Origin of the sequence: Micromonospora tulbaghiae, from assembly GCF_900091605.1 — a bacterium.
GTDB lineage: Bacteria > Actinomycetota > Actinomycetes > Mycobacteriales > Micromonosporaceae > Micromonospora > Micromonospora tulbaghiae.
This window is the reverse complement of record NZ_FMCQ01000002.1, coordinates 738177-756651: the sequence shown is the minus strand read 5'-3', so window position 1 is coordinate 756651 and position 18475 is coordinate 738177. Positions and strand designations below refer to the sequence as shown.

The 18475-nt window shown below is 74.3% G+C and carries 18 protein-coding genes; 9 read left to right on the top strand and 9 right to left on the bottom strand.

Annotated features, from left to right (window positions below; translation table 11 throughout):
• Positions 1-2: 2 nt before the first annotated feature.
• The gene (locus GA0070562_RS08475) at positions 3-5777 is read right to left on the bottom strand and encodes a WD40 domain-containing protein (protein WP_091418117.1); all 5775 of its coding nucleotides are present in this window, start codon (positions 5775-5777) and stop codon (positions 3-5) included.
• 107 nt (positions 5778-5884) lie between these two features.
• On the opposite strand from GA0070562_RS08475, the gene GA0070562_RS08470 reads away from it, so the two are divergent.
• Genes GA0070562_RS08470 through GA0070562_RS08460 form a run of 3 tightly spaced genes read left to right on the top strand, consistent with a single transcriptional unit; the run spans position 5885 to position 8404 of the window.
• Positions 5885-7114, top strand: a complete 1230-nt coding sequence (locus tag GA0070562_RS08470; protein ID WP_091418113.1) for an ArsB/NhaD family transporter — start codon at positions 5885-5887, stop codon at positions 7112-7114.
• 10 nt (positions 7115-7124) lie between these two features.
• Positions 7125-7448 (top strand): nuclear transport factor 2 family protein, encoded by a 324-nt coding sequence (locus GA0070562_RS08465; protein WP_091418109.1) that lies wholly within the window; start codon positions 7125-7127, stop codon positions 7446-7448.
• A gap of 56 nt (positions 7449-7504) precedes the next feature.
• On the top strand, positions 7505-8404 hold the full coding sequence (locus GA0070562_RS08460) for a GNAT family N-acetyltransferase (protein ID WP_091418105.1): 900 nt from the start codon (positions 7505-7507) through the stop codon (positions 8402-8404).
• Positions 8405-8423: 19 nt separating this feature from the next.
• On the opposite strand, the gene sigJ is transcribed toward GA0070562_RS08460, so the two are convergent.
• The gene (gene sigJ, locus GA0070562_RS08455; RefSeq protein ID WP_091418102.1) at positions 8424-9290 is read right to left on the bottom strand and encodes an RNA polymerase sigma factor SigJ; all 867 of its coding nucleotides are present in this window, start codon (positions 9288-9290) and stop codon (positions 8424-8426) included.
• Between the two features lie 137 nt (positions 9291-9427).
• On the opposite strand from sigJ, the gene GA0070562_RS08450 reads away from it, so the two are divergent.
• Positions 9428-10204, top strand: coding sequence for an SDR family oxidoreductase (locus GA0070562_RS08450; RefSeq protein ID WP_091418099.1), 777 nt, complete (start codon positions 9428-9430; stop codon positions 10202-10204).
• 26 nt (positions 10205-10230) lie between these two features.
• Here GA0070562_RS08450 and GA0070562_RS08445 read toward each other — a convergent pair whose 3' ends face one another.
• From GA0070562_RS08445 to GA0070562_RS08415, 7 genes are all read right to left on the bottom strand, one after another.
• Positions 10231-10638 (bottom strand): VOC family protein, encoded by a 408-nt coding sequence (locus GA0070562_RS08445; protein WP_091418095.1) that lies wholly within the window; start codon positions 10636-10638, stop codon positions 10231-10233.
• A 25-nt stretch (positions 10639-10663) separates the two neighbouring features.
• The gene (locus tag GA0070562_RS08440) at positions 10664-11566 is read right to left on the bottom strand and encodes an inositol monophosphatase family protein (RefSeq protein ID WP_091418091.1); all 903 of its coding nucleotides are present in this window, start codon (positions 11564-11566) and stop codon (positions 10664-10666) included.
• A 15-nt stretch (positions 11567-11581) separates the two neighbouring features.
• The gene (locus GA0070562_RS08435; RefSeq protein ID WP_091418087.1) at positions 11582-12235 is read right to left on the bottom strand and encodes a sulfurtransferase TusA family protein; all 654 of its coding nucleotides are present in this window, start codon (positions 12233-12235) and stop codon (positions 11582-11584) included.
• Positions 12232-13233, bottom strand: coding sequence for a hypothetical protein (locus GA0070562_RS08430; protein ID WP_091418084.1), 1002 nt, complete (start codon positions 13231-13233; stop codon positions 12232-12234). The genes GA0070562_RS08435 and GA0070562_RS08430 overlap by 4 nt, the downstream gene beginning before the upstream one ends.
• A 55-nt stretch (positions 13234-13288) precedes the next feature.
• Entirely contained in the window at positions 13289-14065 is a 777-nt protein-coding gene (locus GA0070562_RS08425; RefSeq protein ID WP_091418079.1) for a class I SAM-dependent methyltransferase, read from the bottom strand.
• A 141-nt stretch (positions 14066-14206) separates the two neighbouring features.
• Complete coding sequence (locus tag GA0070562_RS08420) at positions 14207-15139, bottom strand: TolB family protein (RefSeq protein ID WP_091418075.1); 933 nt, start codon at positions 15137-15139, stop codon at positions 14207-14209.
• A complete protein-coding gene (locus GA0070562_RS08415; protein WP_254663757.1) occupies positions 15136-16110 on the bottom strand; it encodes a TolB family protein in 975 nt (324 codons plus the stop codon). Before GA0070562_RS08415 ends, GA0070562_RS08420 begins: the two co-directional genes overlap by 4 nt.
• A 148-nt stretch (positions 16111-16258) precedes the next feature.
• Between GA0070562_RS08415 and GA0070562_RS08410 the strand changes: the two genes are divergently transcribed.
• The 5 genes from GA0070562_RS08410 (at position 16259) to GA0070562_RS30215 (ending at position 18466) form a co-directional block, all read left to right on the top strand.
• Positions 16259-16852 (top strand): HD domain-containing protein, encoded by a 594-nt coding sequence (locus GA0070562_RS08410; RefSeq protein WP_091418489.1) that lies wholly within the window; start codon positions 16259-16261, stop codon positions 16850-16852.
• 82 nt (positions 16853-16934) lie between these two features.
• Positions 16935-17576 (top strand): dihydrofolate reductase family protein, encoded by a 642-nt coding sequence (locus tag GA0070562_RS08405; RefSeq protein ID WP_091418068.1) that lies wholly within the window; start codon positions 16935-16937, stop codon positions 17574-17576.
• A 31-nt stretch (positions 17577-17607) separates the two neighbouring features.
• Complete coding sequence (locus GA0070562_RS08400; RefSeq protein ID WP_013476640.1) at positions 17608-18087, top strand: DUF2975 domain-containing protein; 480 nt, start codon at positions 17608-17610, stop codon at positions 18085-18087.
• Complete coding sequence (locus tag GA0070562_RS08395) at positions 18087-18305, top strand: helix-turn-helix domain-containing protein (RefSeq protein ID WP_013476639.1); 219 nt, start codon at positions 18087-18089, stop codon at positions 18303-18305. The genes GA0070562_RS08400 and GA0070562_RS08395 overlap by 1 nt, the downstream gene beginning before the upstream one ends.
• On the top strand, positions 18302-18466 hold the full coding sequence (locus GA0070562_RS30215; protein WP_174536834.1) for a hypothetical protein: 165 nt from the start codon (positions 18302-18304) through the stop codon (positions 18464-18466). The genes GA0070562_RS08395 and GA0070562_RS30215 overlap by 4 nt, the downstream gene beginning before the upstream one ends.
• Positions 18467-18475 lie beyond the last annotated feature (9 nt).

The following is an 18475-nucleotide window of genomic DNA, read 5'->3' as shown; positions in this document are numbered from 1 at the left end:
GGTTAGAAGGGGGCGTCCACGGACAGGCGGCGGACCTGGGTGAGATAGGGGTCCAGTTCGCCCACCTCGAAGCGGCACGTGCCGATGACGTGCCAGAACTGGCCGCCCGGGTCGCCGTCCAGCTTGTACCGGCCGTCCGGGCTGACCGCCGCCCAGCCGTCCGGCAGGCCGATGAGCGTGGTCCGCAACTGGGCGTGCTCCGGGTCGGCCACGTCCCACAGCCGTACCGTGCCGTCGTCGCCGGCGCTGGCGAGCAGGCTGCTGTCCGGGCTGAAGTGCACCGACCAGACGCGCCGGGTGTGCGCGGCCAAGGTGCCGTGCAGTCGGCCGGTGACCGGATCCCACAGCCGGATCACCAGGTCGTCCCCGGCGGTGGCGAGCAGGTTGCCGTCCGGGCTGAACGCGCAGGACCAGAGCCGGCCGTCGTGTTCGGTGAGCACCAGGCGCCGCTCGCCGGTGACCGCGTCCCAGACCACCGCCGTGCCGTCGTTGCCGGCGCTGGCGAGCAGCGTGCCCTCGCTGTTGAAGCCGACCGAGTAGACCCGGTCGGTGTGGTGTTCCAGGGTCATGCGGCAGGTGGCGGTGGCGGCGTCCCAGAGCCGTACCGTCTGGTCGTCGCAGCCGGTGGCGATGGTCTCGCCGTCGGGGCTGAACGCGACGGTGCGCACGCGCCCCCGGTGCGGGGTGAGCGTGGCGAAGTGCCGGCCGGTACGGCGGTACCACAGGCGTACCGTGTCGTCGTCGTTCGCGGTGGCCAGGGCGTCGCCGTCAGGGCTGAACGCGACCGCCCAGACGTGGTCGGTGTCCACGTTGAGTTCACGCTCGTCGGCGCCCGTGTCGGTGTTCCACAGGTGCACGCCGCCGTCGCCGCTGGGGGTGGCGACCAGCGGTTCCTCCGGGCAGAACACCACCGACAGCAGCCGGTCGGCCGGGCTGGCGAGCTGCCGCAGCAGGCGGCCGGTGCGCGGCTCCCAGAGCCGGATCACGCCGTCGTTGCCGCAGGCGGCCAACACCTCGCCGTCGTCGCGGAAGGACAGCGCGGTGACGCGGCGGCCGTGCCCGCGCAGCGTGTGCTGGAGCTGCCCGCTACGGACGTCCCACAGCCGGGTGGTGCCGTCGTTGCTGCTGGTCGCCACCTGGTTCTGGTCCGGCCGCCAGACCACCGGCCAGACCGAGCCGCGGTGCCGGGTCAGCTCGTGCCGTACCTGCCCATCGTCGGTGTCCCAGAGCTGGATCGCGCCGTCGCTGGCGGCGGTGGCGAGCAGGCTGCCGTCGCCGTTGAACCGGACGCTGTAGATCGCGCCGCGCTGCCGGCCGAGCACCCGCACCGGCCGGCCCGTCTCGGTCTCCCACAGCCGCAGCGCGCCGTGCGTGTCGCCGGTGGCCATGAGCGTGCCGTCGGGGTGGATGTCGAGGGCGTACACGTCGGCCTCGTGGCCGCGCGGCGCGCGCAGCAGCTCGCCGTCGGTGGCCCGGCGGATCCAGATCCGGCCGTGCTGCCCGACGGCGGCCAGCAGCCGGCCGTCCGGCGAGTGCACCACCCGGTAGACCACCTCCGGCTCCTGCACCTCGAACGCCAGCTTGCCGGTGGGGATGTCCCAGCCGCGGACCGTGCCGGCGCTGTCGGCCACCACGACCCGCCGCCCGTCCGGGCTGAACGAGGTGCCCCAGATCGGCGCGGAGTGGCCGGGCCACTCGTGGCGCAGCCGGGCGCCGCGGGTGTCGTACAGCCGCACCACGCCCGCGGCGTCGCCGACCACCAGGCGGCCCCGGCGGCCGTCGGTGAGCAGCGGCCAGACCCAGCCGGAGAAGACGTCCTCGATGACGTGCCGCACGTCGCCGTGGTCGGCGTCCCACAGCCGTACGGTGAGGTCGGCCGAGCCGGTGACGAGCTGGTGGGAGGCGGCGTCGTAGCGGACCGCGTACACCCGGGACCGGTGCCCCTGGAGCGTGCGCACCGGCAGCCCGGTGGCCGTGTCGCAGAGCAGCACACCGCCGTCGTCGCTGCCGACGGCCAGCACCGAGCCGTCCGGGCTGTACGCCACCGGCACCGGCAGCCGGCCCGTCTCGAAGCCGTAGCCGACGCCCACCGCCGGCGGGGCCAGGCCCGGCGCGACCGGCCGGCCCGGCGCGACGACGGCGCCGCGCAGTTCCGGGGCGCGCAGCAGCGCCGGGTCGGCGCTGGCGTCGATGAGCGCGGTGCGGTGCCAGCTGCTGCCCGCGACGCGCGCGCCGCGCAGGTCGGTACGGAACAGGCGTGCGCCGGCCATCTCCGCGTCGCGCAGGTCCGCCCCGGCGAGGCGGGCCTGGTCCAGGCGGGCGCCGCGCAGGCGGGCGTGTTCCAGCCGTGCCTCGGTCAGGTTGGTGGCGACCAGCCGCGCGTCGGTCAGGTCCGCGCCGGTCAGGTCGGCCCCGGCCAGTTCGCGGTGCGACAGGTCCTCGCCGCGCAGCACCGCGCCGCGCAGGTCGGCCCGGTCGGGCAGGCGCAGCCGGGCGGACAGCCGCAGCGCGTTGGCGCGCAGCGTCTCGCCCGCCGACTCGTCGCCGAGCACCCGCGCGGTCCACGCGGTGCAGCGGGCCGGGTCGGCGAGATCGCCGAGGAACTCCACCGCGAGCGCGGACAGCGACCGTACCGCCAGCGCGCCCGGCTCCTCGCCCCTGTTGATCTGCTCGGCCACCCCCTCGGCCACCAGCCACTCCATCACCGAGGTGTGGATGAACCCGAACAGCCCGTCGTCGGTGCGGACCAGCAGGCTGCCCGCGCCGACCGCGTGCGCCGCCTGCGGGCCGGACAGCCGCGAGTCGGCCCGCCCGGCGAGCCGGCCGGTGGACTCGGCCAGCTCGGCCAGTCGCAGGTACGCCTCGCCGCTCTCCCAGAGCTGGAACGCCAGCCGGCTCACCGCCTGCCACAGCTCGGGGCGGCGCAGGCTCACCGGCGCGCCCGGGATGCCCTGGGTGCGGCGCTCCTCGAAGTCCAGCCAGGACTCCAGGATCTCCCGGTACAGCGCGGCGGCGCTGAACGTGCCTCCCGCCCCGGCCACCGCGGCGAGCCGCCCCTCGTCGAGGTTGGCGATGAAGCCGAGCATGCGCGGGTTGCGGGAGAGCCCGAGCAGGTCCTTCACGCCGGCGAGCAGGTCCATCCGCTCGCGGGCGGCCCGCTCGTCGCCGCCGTACCGGTTGCGCAGGAACGCCTCGATCTGCCCGGGGGTGAAGTCCTCCACCGCGAGTACGCGCCGGTGCGGCAGCAGCCCGACCCGCTCGCCGAGCGCGGTCAGCACCTGCGAGTTGGTCTTGAAGTGCTGGGTACGGCTGCTCACCACGATCTTCGCGTTGCCCTCGGCGGCCTGGAGCAGCGTCTCCAGGTGGTCGGCCGCCCGGTCGTAGGTGACCCGGGCGACCAGCTCGTCGAACCCGTCGAACAGCAGCACGATGCGGCCCTGGCGCAGCATGTAGCGGAACGCCTTGAGGTCGATCACCTGCTCGCCGTGGTTGGCCAGGTGCGCGGCGACCAGGCCGTCCACGGAGTGCGCCTTGTCCAGCGCGCGCAGCTCGACCAGGATCGGGATCAGGTCGGGCGCGGCGGTGGGCAGCCGGCGGGCCACCTCCCGCAACGCGAACGTCTTGCCCCGGCCGAAGTCGCCGAGCACCAGCACGAACCGGCCGTCCGGCGCGGAGACGGTCTCCAGCAGCTCGTCCACCACGTCGTCGCGGACGCGCTGGTCGGCGCCGACGAGGTGACGGTAGCGCTGCGGCACGTACTGCCCGGGCGGATAGAGCCGGTCGGCCTGGAGCCGGGCGGTCTGCGCGGCGACGTACTCGCGCAGGTCGAGCAGGCCCTGGAACTCGGTCAGGTGCAGCACGCGTACGCCGCGGCGCTGCGCCTCCTCGGCCAGCCCCCGCGGCACCCGGTCGCCGTCGTACACCAGCTCGGAGGCGATGTCCGGGTCGGTGGCGTGCACCCGGCGGGCGAAGACGTCCACGTCGGCGGCGGTGGGGCTGCCCACGTGCGCGCCGACGCGCTGCTGGCGGACCACCCCGTCGGAGCGGTAGCTGATGTACAGGTGCGGCGGGTCGGTGCCGACGCGGCGCACCACCACCCGGTCGTAGCGGGCCTCGCAGACCTCGGCGAGCCGGTCCAGCAGCCGCTGCACCGGGGCGACCGGAGCGGCGGCCGCCGCCGCGCCCTGGGTGGCCCCCTCGACAGCGACCGGGCGGCGCGGGTCCGGCACCTGGGCCGGGCCGGACGCGCCGAAGGTGGCCTCCGCGTGCGGCCAGGACACGGCGGTGACCGCGCCGCCGTCGAGCCGGTCGTCGCGGCCGAGCACCCAGCGGGTCATCCCGTCGGCGCCGAGCCGCAGCACCTGCGCCCGGCCGTCGCGGGGCGCGGCGGCCAGCGGCACCACCGGGTCGACCCGGGCCGACGGCGCGGCGTCGGCCAGCAGCAGGTTGAGCATCGGGCCGACCAGCCGGTTGACCGAGCCGCGGTCGCGCAGCGACACCGGGTCCGGCGGCACCTCGTCGGCGTACGGGCTGCGCGCCCCCGGGGCGTGCGCCATCGCGCCCAGCCGCAGCCAGCCGGACTGCTGGTAGTGGCGCAGCCGCTGGGCGAACCAGCTGGACTGCGCCTCGCCGAGGAAGCCGTACCGGTCCTCCTCGCGGTGGGTGATGGCGATGGTGGAGTTCAGCCCGGCCACCACCACCCGCAGGTCGGGTACCGGGAACAGCGTCCAGGGTTGCTCGCTGTCGAAGATCCGGTCGTCGAGGCCCTGGTAGAGGTCGTCGAACAGGCGCGCGTAGTGCCGCCACTTCGGCCAGTACGGCGGCTGCGGGTCGACGTCGTCGGCCTCGCAGGTGGCGAAGTACGCGCGGCAGGCGGCCATCGTCACGTCGCGTGGGCCGGGCACCACGACCAGCCGGTGCGGTTCCAGCCCGAGCAGCACCCGCAGGCCGGTGAGGAAGCTCAGCGCGTCGGAGAACTCGCGCGGGCTGCCCGACTCGGTGAGGTTGCCGGCGACGACGAGCAGGTCCGGCCGGGGCACGCCGTCGTTCATCAGCAGCGTGAGGTCGCCCATCAGGTGTTCCTGCACCTCGCCGGGGGTGACCGGCGCGCCGGGGGTGATCACGCCCCGGCCGAAGCGCGGCCCGGCGACCTGGAGCACGGTGACGGTGTCCCGGGCGGTCGGTGGCGCCGCCGCGGCCGGCGGGAACGGCGGCGGGTTGATCGGGGTACGCCGGGCGCGGCGGGGCGCGGGCGCTCCGGCGGCGGGAGCGGCGAGCACCCCGTGCGGGTCGGCCGGGTGGTGCGGGAAGGCCGGCTGCCGCATCGGCTTGGCCCGGCCGTCGAGCGCCTCCCGGATGCGGTCGAGCACCCGGTTGCGGGCCTGCACCGGGTCGTCCACGCCGACCAGGTCCACATAGGTGATGGTGGCGAGCAGGCCGTCGATCGGGCAGTCCTCGACGCGTACCGTGACGAGCTTGTTGCCGGTGCCGTCCGGGTCGGCGCGCAGCGCGGCCTGCCACTCCAGCTTGCCGTACGTCGAGTGCAGGTAGCGCTCCGACAGCACCGCCACCACCACCTCGGCCTCACGGACGCCGCGGTCCATGAAGTCGATGAAGTTGGTGCCTGCCACGAAGTCCCACGCCTGCAACAGCGTGCGATAGCCCGCCGCCTCGAACTCCCACGCCAGCCACGTGGCCCAGCGTTCGTCCGCGGGCGAGTAGCTGATGAAGAAATCGATGGGGCGGTCGGACCGGGTGGGGTGCGCGCCTACAACCACATGGTCATTATGGCCACCGACGGTCAACAGATCGACACCCTCGGCAGCTCGGATCCGCCCGCGTCGGGCTCCTCCGCCCGCCTGGGCATGTGCGAGGATCATCCCTCGTGGAGACCCCCGGCGATCCGCCGAACGCCGTGCCCGACCGTTCCCGCTGGGGCCGCCTGCACGTGCTGGACTGGATCGCCATCGGGCTCGCAGTGCTCGGGGTGGTGTGTGTGCTCACCGGGCTGCTGCCCCGCGCCGACGCCGAGGGCACGATGCGGCGGATCATCCCGATCCTGATCTTCCTCGGCACGGTGGTGGTGCTGGCCGAGCTGACCGCTGTGGCCGGGGTGTTCGACGCGCTGGCCACACGGGTGGCGGTGACCGCGCGGGGCAGCTTCCGTGCCCTGTTCTGGCTCTGCGTCGGCTTCGCCTCGATCACCACGATCGCGCTCAACCTCGACACCACGGCGGTGCTGCTCACGCCGGTGATGATCGCGCTGGCCCGGGCGCTGAACGTGCCGCCGACTCCGCTGGCCATGACCACCGTGTGGCTGGCGAACACGGCCAGCCTGCTGCTGCCGGTGTCCAACCTGACGAACATCCTGGCCAGCGACCGGGTCGACCTGGACCCGGTGCCGTGGGCGGCCCGGATGTGGTGGCCGCAGCTGGTCGCCGTCGCGGTGACCGCGCTGCTGCTGTGGTGGTGGTACTGGCGGCCGGCGCGGGCCGGGGCCGACCCGTTCGTCCCGCCGCCGTACGTGCCGCCGGACCGGGTGCTCTACCGCACCGCGCTCGCCGCCTGCCTGCTGTTCGTCGCCGGGATCCTCGCCGGGGTGGAGATCGGCATCGCCTCCGGGGTGGCCGCCGCGATCCTGGTCGCAGGCTTCGCGGTGCGCGCCCGGCACCGGCTGCGGCCGGCGCTGGTGCCGTGGCGGCTGCTGGTGTTCGTGACCGGGTTGTTCCTGGTCGTGCAGACCATCGGCCGGTACGGCCTGGACACGGTGATGGGCACGCTCATCGGCGCCGACCCGGGCGCGGAGGGCGCACTGCGGGCGGGCGCGGTCGGCGCGCTGTTCAGCAACGTGGTCAACAACCTGCCCGCGTACCTGGCCGGCGAGGCGGTGATCGCGGCCGACCGGCACACCCAGTTGCTGGCGCTGCTGATCGGCACGAACGTCGGCCCGCTGGCCACGCCGTGGGCGTCGCTGGCCACACTGATCTGGTACGAGCGCTGCCGGGCCGCCGGGGTGGCCGTGCCGCTGGGCCGGTTCGTGGCCACCAGCGCCGCGCTCGCCGTGCTCGCCACCACCGCCACCGTCACGGCGCTCCTTGTCGGTCCCGGCGCCTAGCATCGCGACCATGAGCAGCACGCCAGAGATCGTCCGCCGCTACTTCGCGCTCGCCGGCCAGGCCGACAAGGAGCCCTACCTCGCGCTGTTCGCCGACGACGCGGTGGTCGAGGACGAGGGACGCACCCACCGCGGGATCGACGAGATCCGCGCCTGGCGCAGCGGCACGCCGCTGGTGTCGTACGAGATCACCGACGTCGAGCAGACCCCGGCCGGGACGGTGGTGACCGCCACGATCAGCGGCGACTTCCCCGGCAGCCCGTTCGCCGGGCTGCGGTTCCGGTTCGAGGAGTACGACGACACGCACATCCGCCGGCTGCGCATCGCCCCCTGAGCCGCGGCGGGAAAACCGCTACGGCGCGGTCCCGGCCGCTGGCTACCGTGGCCCGCATGACCGCCGTGCCGACGTTGCACTTCTGCACCGACCCGGGCGAGTTCCTCGCCGCCGCCGAGGCGTACCTGGCCGCCGATCCGGTGGTCAACACCGTCGTCGCCACCGTCACGCGCCGGATGGCGGCCCGCCGCGCCGAGGGCGTCGCGCTGCCCGAGGACGACTGGTGGCTCGTGGTCCGGGACGCCTCCGGGGCGGTGGTGGGCGCCGCGATGCGTACCGCGCCGTTCCCGCCTCGACCGCCGTTCCTGCTGCCCATGCCACCGGAGGCCGCCGTGGCGCTGGCCCGGGAGTGGCACCGGCGCGGTGAGCGGGTCCGCGCGGTGAACGGCGCGCTGCCCGCCGTGCGCGCCTGCGCCGACGAGGTGGCCCGCCTCGACGGCGGGCGGGTCGAGGTCGCCCAGCACACCCGGCTGCACCTGCTCGGCCACCTCACGCCGCCCGCGCCGGTGCCCGGCGCGTTGCGGGCGGCCACCGCGGGCGACGTCGGCCTGGTCGCCGCGTGGTTCGGCGCGTTCATGGCCGACGCCGACGAGCAGGCGGGCCGCCCGCGCGGGACGAGCGCCCACGAGACGCCCGACCGCGCCGAACTGCTGCGCCGGATCCGAGACGGGCGGGTCTGGTTCTGGACCGACGGGTCGGGTGCTCCGGTGCACCTGACCGCCGCCAACCCGACGTCGTTCGGCGTGGCCCGCGTCGGACCGGTCTACACCCCACCCGGGCAGCGCGGACGCGGCTGGGCCGGAAACGCGGTCGCCGAGGTGTGCCGGCTGCTCACCGCCGAGGGCGCGCGGGTGTGCCTGTTCACCGACCAGGCCAACCCGGTGTCGAACCGGCTCTACGCCCGGCTCGGTTTCCGCCCGGTGGTCGACATGGCCAACCTGACTCTGGGCGACTGAGACGAGTCCGCGGCTCCGGTCAGCCGGCGAGGCCGAGCGCGGCCAGCCGGTGCGGGTCGGCGATCACGTCCACGGCGGCGATCCGGCCGCCGGTGACGGTGAACGCCATCACCGACAGCGGGCGGTCGCCGGCGGTCACCAGCACCCCGGCGGCGCCGTTGACGAGCACCGGCCGGGCGTGCGGGAACAGCCGGCCGAACGTGGTGGCCTGCGCCGCCACGGTCGCCGCGCCGGTCAGCACGACCGTGTGGCGGGCGTGGGCGCTCCCGGCGTCGGAGCGCAGCACCACGTCCGGGTGCAGCACGGCGATCAGCGCGTCGAGGTCGCCGTCGCGGGCGGCGGCGAGGAAGGCGTCGACCACCGCTCGCTGCCGGGTCAGGTCGGGATCGGGCGTGGGTGCCTGTCCGCGTACCCGGCGGCGGGCCCGGCTGGCGAGCTGCCGGGCTGCCGCCGGTGAGCGGTCGACGAGCGGGCCGATCTCGTCGAACGGCACGCCGAACATGTCGTGCAGCACGAACGCGAGCCGCTCGGCCGGGGTCAGCGTGTCCAGCACCACGAGCAGCGCCAGGCCCACCGAGTCGGCGAGCACCGCGGCCTGCGCCGGGTCGCCCGCGCCGGCGTCCACCACCGGGTCGGGCAGGCGTACGTCCAGCGGGTCCTCCCGGCGGGCGGCGCGGGACCGCAGCGTGTTGAGGCTGACCCGGGCGACCACTGTGGTGAGCCAGGCGTCCAGGTTGTCCACCGAGGCCGCGTCGGCGCGGGACAACCGCAGCCAGGTCTCCTGCACCGCGTCCTCGGCGTCGGTGAGCGACCCGAGCAGCCGGTACGCCACCGCTCGCAGCCGTGGCCGCTCCCGCTCGAACCGCTCCGCCAGCCCGGTGTCCATCACCTGAGACTCCCTCCCGCACACCGTCTCGACCCGCCGGGGGCCGCCGACGTGACCGGAGGTGACGGCGCTCACACCTGTCACATCGGCGGACCGCCGCGGGTCGATGTGGCAGCACCGACAACGGGAGGACGACGATGAACGCACCCATTCTGGTCACCGGCGGCACCGGCACGATCGGCCGGCACGTCGTACCGCTGCTGCGCGCCGCCGGGCACCCGGTGCGCGTGCTCACCCGGCGCGGCGGACTTCCCGGCGACGGCGTCACCCACGTGACCGCCGACCTGCTCACCGGCGCGGACCTCGACCGCGCCCTGCGCGGGGTGTCCACGGTGCTGCACCTGGCCGGCGGCGCGAAGGGCGACGACCGCGCCGCCGCCAACCTGACCCGGGCCGCGCGCCGGGCCGCTGTGACGCACCTGGTGCACATCTCGGTGACCGGCGCCGACCGGGTGCCGCTGGCCTGGACGCGGTCCAAGCTCGACGCCGAACGCGCGGTGGCGGACTCCGGCGTCCCGTGGACGGTGCTGCGTGCCGCGCAGGTGCACGACCTGGTGCTGTCCATGCTGGCGGCGATGACGAGGCTGCCGGTGGTGCCGGTGCCGGGTGGGCTGCGGTTGCAGCCGGTCGACGCGGCCGAGGTGGCGGCCCGGCTGGCCGAACTGACGCTGGGCGCGCCGGCCGGGCTGGTCCCGGACCTGGCCGGGCCTGATACGTACGGCATCGGCGATCTGCTGACCGGATACCTGGCGGCGACCGGGAAGCGCCGGGCGCGGCTCCCGGTGCGCATTCCCGGACGGGCCGGCCGGGCGTACCGGGACGGCGCGAACCTGGCCCGGCCGGGTGCCGCGAGGGGCGTGCGGACCTGGGCCGGCTTCCTGGCCGAGCGGGCGCCGTCGGGGCGGGCAGCCTGACCCGCCGCGGCGACCCTCGCCGCCGGTCAGGCGCCGGCGCGCGCAGTCGGGTGGAACTGCTCGAACATGACCTCGTAGCCGTCCGGGTCGAGCCCGTAGAAGATCCGCGCCCAGCCCACGTCCTCCGGCTCCAGCGTCACCGGCAGCCCCTCGTCGCGCCACAGCGCGTACGTGGCGTCCAGGTCCGCGGTGGGCACGGTGAGCACGACACCGAGCCCCGGCGGCCCGGCCTTGACCTCGCGTTCCCGCTCCGCGTTGTGGTGCCCGTGGCGGTGCAGGTCGGACAGGATCAGCCAGGTGTGGCCGAACGTGAGGTAGCGCAGGTTCGCCTGGTCGGTCTGCGGGATCTCCTTGAAGCCGAGTCGCAGGTAGAGCCGGTGGGAACGGTCCAGGTCACGGACCCGGAGCCCGAGCTTGAGCTGTCTGGCGGCCATCCGGCCGAGGCTAGCGGACTCCGGCTCACCAGCCGACCGAGCCGAGGCCGACCGGGGTGAGCCGGCGCACCTGCGGCTCGATCCACTGTGCCGCGGTGACCAGTTTGACCAGCCGGTCGATGGTCTCCGGTGGCCCGGCCACGAAGCTGCGCCGGTCCGCCGGGCAGCCGTACCGGTCGTCGAACGTGCCGCCGTCGAGCGCGCGCACCGCCATGCCGGCCTCGACGGCGAGCAGCATCCCGGCGGGCAGGTCGACCGCCTCGGGGCGGTAGCCGACGATGCCGTCGATGTCGCCGCGGGCCAGCATCACCCAGGACAGCAGCGGCGCCCACAGTTGCAGCACCCGGCGCGCGCTGGTGTCCAGCACCACCTTCAGCGCCCGGGCGGTGCTGTCGTCCCGGCGTACCTCGTGCCCCTGGGTCCAGGCCAGCACGGGCGCGGACGGCACCGGGCGGTGCGCGGCCCGCAGCGGCCGCGCGGCCGGGCCGGACGCGTGCACGAACGCGCCCCGGCCGCGCACCGCCGACCAGGTACGGCCCGCGACCGGGTCGTGCACCACGCCGAGCACCGGCGAGCCGCGGTCGCACAGGGCGATCCCCACCACGTACGCGGGCAGCCCGATCGCCACGTTGTTGGTGCCGTCGAGCGGGTCGACGAGCCACGCCCAGGTGGTGTCCGGGGCGTACTCGCCGCCCTCCTCGGCGATCACGCCGTGCTCCGGCCAGCGCGCCCGGATCCGGTCGACGATCAGCCGCTCGGCGGCCAGGTCGAGGTCGGTCACCAGGTCACCGGTGTCGTTCTTGGCCCGGGCGTGCACCTCCCCCCGGGTGCCCCGGCGCAGCAGGCGGCCCGCCGCCTGCGCGGCCTCCACCGCGAACCGGTGCGCGTCGCGCAGGTCGGGCCCGCCTCTGCTCGGCTCCACATCCATGGCTCCTCCAGCCAGTCAGCCCCGTGCCACCAGTCGCGCGATCTGTCGCGCCATCCGCGCGGTCTCCGCCGCGTCGCAGCGGTCCCGGCGTACCCGGTGGCTGCGCCCGTCCACCGCGCCGAGGCTCAGGTCGCACGTGCCGGGAGTGGTCCGGCCGAGCGCCACTGTCACAGCCGGCTCACCGGCGTCGACCTCCGAGGTGTGGAAACCACCGGCGCGCAGCGCGTACGAGTCGCCTGCGGAGTGCGTCTCCACCGCCGCGGTCATCGCGGTGACCAGCCGGTCGGTGGCGGCCATCTCGTCCACCTCACCGAGGCTGTGCACCTCGTAGATCCGCCAGGACGGGTCGGCCGGCGCGTCGTCGACCTCGATCAGCTCGTTGCGGACGGTGCCGTGCAGCACGTGGCTGAGCAGGTCCCAGCTGTGCGAGTGCATCGTGGAGGTGGTCGGGCGCACCGGCGGCGGGTCGGCCGGCCAGGCGTGCACGCAGATGCCGTCCGGGCCGTCGCGTTCCACTGGTAGGCAGGTGAAGCCGAGCGGGTGCCGGACCGCGCGCAGCGGCCGCCGCCCGTCGGCCACGTCGCCGAGCACGTCCAGCACCCAGCCGCGCAGCATCTCCGGCCGGGTGCCCCGGTCGATCTCCCGTTCGAGGTCGGCGTAACTGGTCATGAGTAGGGGTTCCTCGCCTGGACGGCCTTGCCGATGATGTCGGCGACCTCGCGGTCGCCGAAGGACCGGGGCAGCGTCAGGCCGAGGGCGGTGAACAACCGCCGTACCTGCTCGACCGACGGCTCGTCGTCGAGCTTGACCTGGGCCGCCGCCTCGATCGGCACGCGCCGGCTCTGCCGGCGGCTGTAGTCCAGCTCGATGTTGAAACGGTTGTAGTAGACCTCGCCGCGGTCGATGCGCAGCGCGGGCGTCTGCGGGTTCTCCTGGGTGATGACGACGCAGGAGGAGGAGAGGTCGTAGCGGAACGTGGTCATCTGCGCGGAGAGCCGGACGTCGACGGTGAGCAGGCCGGAGCGTTGCAGGTGCCAGCAGGCGGCCAGCACGGTCGCGTACGACTCCTTGCGGGTGCGGTCGACGGTCCACGGCTCGCCCGGCGCGTCCGGGTCGAGGCTGCGCCGGAAACGCGCGTACCGCTCGCAGACCTCCTCGTCGGTCGGGTCGATGATCTCGATCGCGACGGTGAGCGTGGCGTTGCGCCGCCGGGCGTGTTCCAGGCAGTCGGGCAGCGTGACCGCGCGCAGGAAGGTGCCGGTGCCGCCCTTGAAGCTCCACTGATCGGTGTGCCGCCGCGCCTCGGCGAGCGCCTGCCCGACCTCGCTGCCGTGCAGCACGCGCACCATGGAGACACTGTCGATGGCCTCGCGGGCCCGGTTCAGCGCGCCCTCCGGCCCGGTGATCTCCTGCATCTGCGGCACCAGGTCGGTCAGCCGGTCACGGGTGTCCGAGATGACCTGGCGGACCTCCCGCTCGGTGGTGCGCCGGCGCAGCCGGTCCCGCAGCATCGCCTGCGCGAGCAGGCCCAGGACCAGCAGGATCGCGCTGTTGACGACCTCCTGGTCGACCGCGTTGGTGAGGCCGAGCACGGACACCGTGAGTGCCAGGACGAGGCCGATGAACGCGTCGAGATTGGTCACGACCCAGGCGAGCAGGCGCGTCATGACATCCCCCGGTCGACGACGGAACCTCCATCATAGCCCGCTGTCAATGTTGCCATCACGCCCTGTTCCCGGCTGGTGGCGGTGCGCCCTGCCGCCGGGCAGCGCAGATCAGCGAACCGCCGAGCCCCGGCGCGGCACGGGCCAGCCGGCGCGAGGCCACCCACCGGCCACCCGGCAGCCGCCAACCGACCTCGTTGGACCGCAGCGCCACCGGCGTGAACCCGGCCCGGCGCAGCGTCCGGCGCAGCAGCGAGGCGGTGAACGGGCGGATGTGCAGCCACAGGTACGGGTGCAGCGGGTCGACCTGGCGCGGCGCCCGGCCGGCGAGGAACGCCAGCCGGTCCTGCACCGGCGCCAGGTTCGGTGTGGTGAGCACCAGCAGGCCGTCCACGGCCAGCACCCGGTGACACTCCCGCAGCAGCGTCAGCGGGTCGTACACGTGCTCGATCAGCTCCCCGGCGAGCAGCCCGGCGAAGCTGCCCGCGCGGAACGGCAGCCCACGCGTGGCGTCCAGCCGGACCGGCAGCGCTCGCCCGCCGGCCGCCGCGCGGGCCGTGCGCAGCGCCGTCTCGGCCATGTCCGCGAGCACCACCGGGCCGGGCAGCGCGGCCGGGTCGAGCATGCCGCGCGGTCCGCAGCCCAGTTCCAGCACCGGCCCGCGCCGGGTCACCCCCTCGGCCATCAGCCGGGCCGCGACCGCGCGGCGCACCCGGTGGTACGGGTCGTCGACGTACCCGTCGACCTCGGCGCCGTCGTGGTAGCGGTGATGGTTGGCGTGCCTGCCGTGCGCCTGCGCGCGGTGCGACGACGTCCCGGTCGGCGGCTCGGCCATCACCCCTCCACAGCGGACGCCGGCCCCGTCGGCGGCGTCCAGCCCCAAGCCTCGCACCGCTTCCGCCTTCCAGGGTGTACATCCGCCCGGGGTACGCCGACGCGGCGGCCGGTCGTCCGGCCGCCGCGTCGATCGGGTGCGTCAGACGGCCGGCGCCCAGTCGAGCCGCATGCTGTCGTCGTACTCGTCGCCCGGGATCCACCACGGCTCACCGAAGCCGCTGGTGAAGACGATGATGTTGCCGCCGTCGGGTTCCGGGTTGCTGTCCGGGACGGACAGCGCGGCGCAGTAGCGCCCGTCCGGGGAGAACACCGGCGAGATGATGAACCGCGGTTCGTCGGTGAGCAACTTCAGCCCGGTGCCGCCGAGCCGGACCGACGCCAGCGACTGGTTGTGGCGTTCCTGGTCCAGATACCACCGGTTGGTGCTGAACACGATCCGCTGCGAGTCGGGCGTGAAGACCGCGTGATCCGCGAACTCGCCCGGCACGCGCTGATAGACCAGTCGCGCCTTTCCGGTGGCCAGCTCCAGCACGCGCAACTGCCCACCGTCGGACCGGCTGTACCACTCCGTCACGATCATCGAGCCGTCCCGGGACCAGTTCGGACGCGCCATGTGGTGCCCCTCGACGAGGACCCGGCGGGCGCCGGTGTCCACGTTCACCGCTACCAGGCGGGAGTCGCCGATCACCATGGCCACCTCGGTGCTGTCCGGCGACCAGGTCGGCCACTCGTAGTGGACGCCGAACGGGTCGGTGATCAGCGTGCGGCTCTCCCCGGTGACCCGGTCGTACAGGTCGAGAGTGGGGTCGAAGGCGGGGCCGGGCTTCTGGCCGATCACGGCCAGGTAACGCCCGTCCGGCGAGGCGGCCGCGTCGGCGCCCCGGGGCAGCAGCACCTGCGGGGTGGTGCGACCCGGGTTGATCTGCAGCACGCCGGGGCTGCCGGTGACGATCCACGGCCCGTTGACGCCCGCGGCCGCCGAGGCGGCCGGCCCGCCGGCCAGTCCGGTCGCGGTGGCGGCGCCGGTGAGCGCGGCGGCGCGCAACAGCGTACGGCGGTTCATCGTGGTCATGCCGGCACCTCCGTGGGGATCGCCGCGGCCCAGTCCAGCCGGGTGCTGTCGTCGTACTCGTCCCCGGGGATCCACCACTGCTCGCCGAAGCCGCTGGTGGACACGACGATGTTGCCGCCGTCGGGGTACTCGTTCTCCGGCGGGATCGACAGCGCGGCGCAGTAGCGGCCGTCCGGGGAGAACACCGGCGACAGGTAGAACCGGGGCTCGTCGGTGAGCTTCTTCAGCCCGGTGCCCCCGATCCGCACCGACGCCAGCGAGTGGTTGCTGGACTCCAGGTCGGGATACCAGTGGTCGGTGCGGAACACCACGCGCCCGGAGTCGGGCGCGAAGACCGGCGAGCCGAACAGCTCACCCGGCGCGCCGGGCGTGTAGAGCCGCCGCGCCGTGCCGGTCGCCAGTTCGAGCACACGCAGTTGCGGACCCTCCGAACGGCTGTGCCACCGCAGGACGATCATGGAGCCGTCCCGGGACCAGTCCGGGTCGGCCATGGAGTGACCCTGGACCAGCACGCGGGTGCCGCCGGTCGCGACGTCGACAGCGATCAGCCGATCGTTGTTCTCCCCGGTGACCAGGGCGATCTCCGAACCGTCCGGCGACCAGGTCGGCGCGCCGTAGCGGACACCGAACGGGTCGGCGAGCAGCGTGCGCTTCTCGCCGGTGGTCCGGTCGTACACCGCCACGAACGGCTCGAGCGTGCCGTCGCCCGAGCGCGCCGTGTTGACCCAGGCCACGTACCGGCCGTCCGGCGAGGCCTTCGCGTGATCCCCGTTCGGCAGCAGCTCGCGTGGCGTGGTGCGGCCCGGGTCGACCCGGAGCACACCCCAGCCGACGCTGACCAGCCACGACCCGTTCACCGCGTCGGCGGCGGACACCGGCGCGGCGGACGCGGCGTAGGGCGCGGCGGCCAGCCCGGTCGCGGTGGCCAGCCCGGTCAGCGCGGCGGCGCGCAGCAGGGCACGACGATTCATTGCGGTCATTCGACAACCCCCGTGATAGACGTGGCCCCCACCCTCGCGAGTGGATCGACGCACCGGAATCGGACGAGTGGCCGCTTCACGCTCGGCTGCTCGTCCATCACCACCGGTGATCGCGGAGCGGCCCGGTACGCTCGCCCCGATGACCTCCGACGCGCTGCGCCGCGCACTCACCGAACCGGGCGACCCGCCGCTGCTCCCACTGCCCGGCGTGGCGGTCGAGCTGTTGGACGCCCTGGCCGCCCCGCCGCGCCTGGGCGCGCACCTGCGGCTGGTGCACGACGTCGCCTGGCGCCTGACCGCCGCGTTCGCCGACCGGTTCGCCGCGGTGCCGTTCGACAGGCAGGCTGTGCTGTTCGGCGCCGCGGTGCACGACCTCGGCAAGGTCGAGCATCCGGGCGAGTTGACCGGCCCCGGATCGGCGCACGAGGAGGCGGGCTACCAGTTGCTGCTGCGCTTCGGCGTACCGGAGGAGCGGGCCCGCTTCGCGGTCACCCACGCCGCCTGGCACTCCCCCGGCGTGCAGCTGGAGGACCTGATGGTCAGCCTCGCCGACAAGGTGTGGAAGGGCCGCCGCGTCACCGACCTGGAGCAGCTCGTGGTCGACCGGCTGGCCGCCATCACCGGCCAGGAGCGCTGGCAGACGTTCCTGGACCTCGACGACGTGCTCGCCGAGCTGGCCGCCGGCGCGGACCGCCGGCTGGCGTTCCAGGCCGAGCATCCGGTGTACGGCTGACGCCGGACCGACGGCGGCGATGAGTCCGGCGCGCGAGGGCGGTCTTCCCCGGGTCGGTGTTCTCCGATCTCCGGGAGGAAGCATGAGCACCAGCGAAGCGCGAGGCCGGGTACGGGCGTTCGTCACCGTCTCCCTGGACGGGTACGTCACTGGCCCGGACGACCACGCGGGCCAGGGGCTCGGCGTCGGCGGCGAGCGGCTGCACCACTGGGTGATGGGCGGTCCCTGGACGTACGACTCGCCGCGCGAGCCCGGCGCCGGCATGACCGACGAGGACCGCGCGTACTTCGACGAGATGCTGGCGGGAACCAGTGCCGCGTTGTGCGGCCGGGGCATGTACGACAGCGCCGGCGCGTGGGGCGGCCGGAACCCCTTCCAGGCGCCCCTCGTCGTGCTCACCCACCGCACCGCCGACCAGCCCGACCCGAGCGCCGGTTTCCTCATGGTCGACGGGTTCGGCGAGGCGCTGGCGGCGGCCCGGCGCACGGCCGGTGACGGCGCGGTGGTCATCGGCGGGGGTGCCGACGTGATCCGGCAGGCGCTCGCGGCGGGCGTGGTCGACGAGCTGGGCCTGTCCACCGCGCCGGTGATCCTCGGTGCCGGGAAGCGGCTGTTCGAGGGCTTCGACCGCGACGTCGACCTGGAGATCCGTGCGGTGCACCACTCGCGGTACGCCGTCCACGTCCGGTACGCCGTCGGCCGCCGCACGAGCGGAACCGATTGACTTTCGATAGGTTACGCGCGATAGTCGATGCATGTTGACGGCGCAACGCGCGGTGACGCCTCTCCGCGCATTCCTGGTCCTGCTGTTCGCGATCCTGGTGCTGTTCCAGACCATGTCGCTGCCCGGGCAGTTCGCGCACATGGCGCGCGAGAACCCGGACATGGCGTACCTGCGGTGGCCCGCCACCGCGGTGACGATCTTCTGGGTGCTGTGCGTGCAGGTGGTGATCGTCTGCACCTGGCACCTGCTCACCCTGGTCAAGAACGACCGCATCTTCACCGAGGCGTCCCTGGGCTGGGTCGACGGGATCGTCTGGGCGGTCGCCGCCGCCTGGGTGGTGCTCGTCGGCGTGTTCCTCTACGTCGGCTTCAACGCCGACGACCCGGGGCTGCCGCTGCTGCTGTTCCTGCTGGTCACCGGCGTCAGCGTGCTGGGGCTGCTGATGGTCGTCCTGCGCGCGCTGCTGCGCCAGGCCACCACGCTGCGCACCGACATGGAAGCGGTGATCTGATGCCGATCGTCGTGCGCATCGACGTCGAACTGGCCAAGCGCAAGATGAGCGTCGGCGAGTTCGCCGAGCGCGTCGGGCTCACCCCGGCGAACGTCGCCGTGCTCAAGAACGGCCGCGCCAAGGCCGTCCGGTTCAGCACCCTGGAGGCCATGTGCCGGGTGCTCGACTGCCAGCCCGGCGACCTGCTCGAATGGGTCGCCGACGAGGAGGAGCGATGAGATACCTGGCCGCCGCCGTCGCCCTGCTCGCCGTCGCGCTGGGCGTCGCCGGCTTCGTGTACGGGGAGGCCGACGACTCCCCCGGCCTCCAGCTCCTGTCCGCGCTGCTCGTCATCGGCGCGGTCGCCATCGGCGTACGCGTCGCCCGGCGTACCCGATAGGGCCGGCGC

Coding starts and splice junctions, on each gene's coding strand:
- GA0070562_RS08465 (WP_091418109.1), top strand. CDS start 7,125: ATGAGCAGCACGCCAGAGATCGTCCGCCGCTACTTCGCGCTCGCCGGC.
- sigJ (WP_091418102.1), bottom strand. CDS start 9,290: ATGGACACCGGGCTGGCGGAGCGGTTCGAGCGGGAGCGGCCACGGCTG.
- GA0070562_RS08440 (WP_091418091.1), bottom strand. CDS start 11,566: ATGGATGTGGAGCCGAGCAGAGGCGGGCCCGACCTGCGCGACGCGCAC.
- GA0070562_RS08415 (WP_254663757.1), bottom strand. CDS start 16,110: ATGAATCGTCGTGCCCTGCTGCGCGCCGCCGCGCTGACCGGGCTGGCC.
- GA0070562_RS08450 (WP_091418099.1), top strand. CDS start 9,428: ATGAACGCACCCATTCTGGTCACCGGCGGCACCGGCACGATCGGCCGG.
- GA0070562_RS08405 (WP_091418068.1), top strand. CDS start 16,935: ATGAGCACCAGCGAAGCGCGAGGCCGGGTACGGGCGTTCGTCACCGTC.
- GA0070562_RS08400 (WP_013476640.1), top strand. CDS start 17,608: ATGTTGACGGCGCAACGCGCGGTGACGCCTCTCCGCGCATTCCTGGTC.
- GA0070562_RS08425 (WP_091418079.1), bottom strand. CDS start 14,065: ATGGCCGAGCCGCCGACCGGGACGTCGTCGCACCGCGCGCAGGCGCAC.
- GA0070562_RS08445 (WP_091418095.1), bottom strand. CDS start 10,638: ATGGCCGCCAGACAGCTCAAGCTCGGGCTCCGGGTCCGTGACCTGGAC.
- GA0070562_RS08430 (WP_091418084.1), bottom strand. CDS start 13,233: ATGACGCGCCTGCTCGCCTGGGTCGTGACCAATCTCGACGCGTTCATC.
- GA0070562_RS08410 (WP_091418489.1), top strand. CDS start 16,259: ATGACCTCCGACGCGCTGCGCCGCGCACTCACCGAACCGGGCGACCCG.
- GA0070562_RS30215 (WP_174536834.1), top strand. CDS start 18,302: ATGAGATACCTGGCCGCCGCCGTCGCCCTGCTCGCCGTCGCGCTGGGC.
- GA0070562_RS08435 (WP_091418087.1), bottom strand. CDS start 12,235: ATGACCAGTTACGCCGACCTCGAACGGGAGATCGACCGGGGCACCCGG.
- GA0070562_RS08460 (WP_091418105.1), top strand. CDS start 7,505: ATGACCGCCGTGCCGACGTTGCACTTCTGCACCGACCCGGGCGAGTTC.
- GA0070562_RS08420 (WP_091418075.1), bottom strand. CDS start 15,139: ATGACCACGATGAACCGCCGTACGCTGTTGCGCGCCGCCGCGCTCACC.
- GA0070562_RS08395 (WP_013476639.1), top strand. CDS start 18,087: ATGCCGATCGTCGTGCGCATCGACGTCGAACTGGCCAAGCGCAAGATG.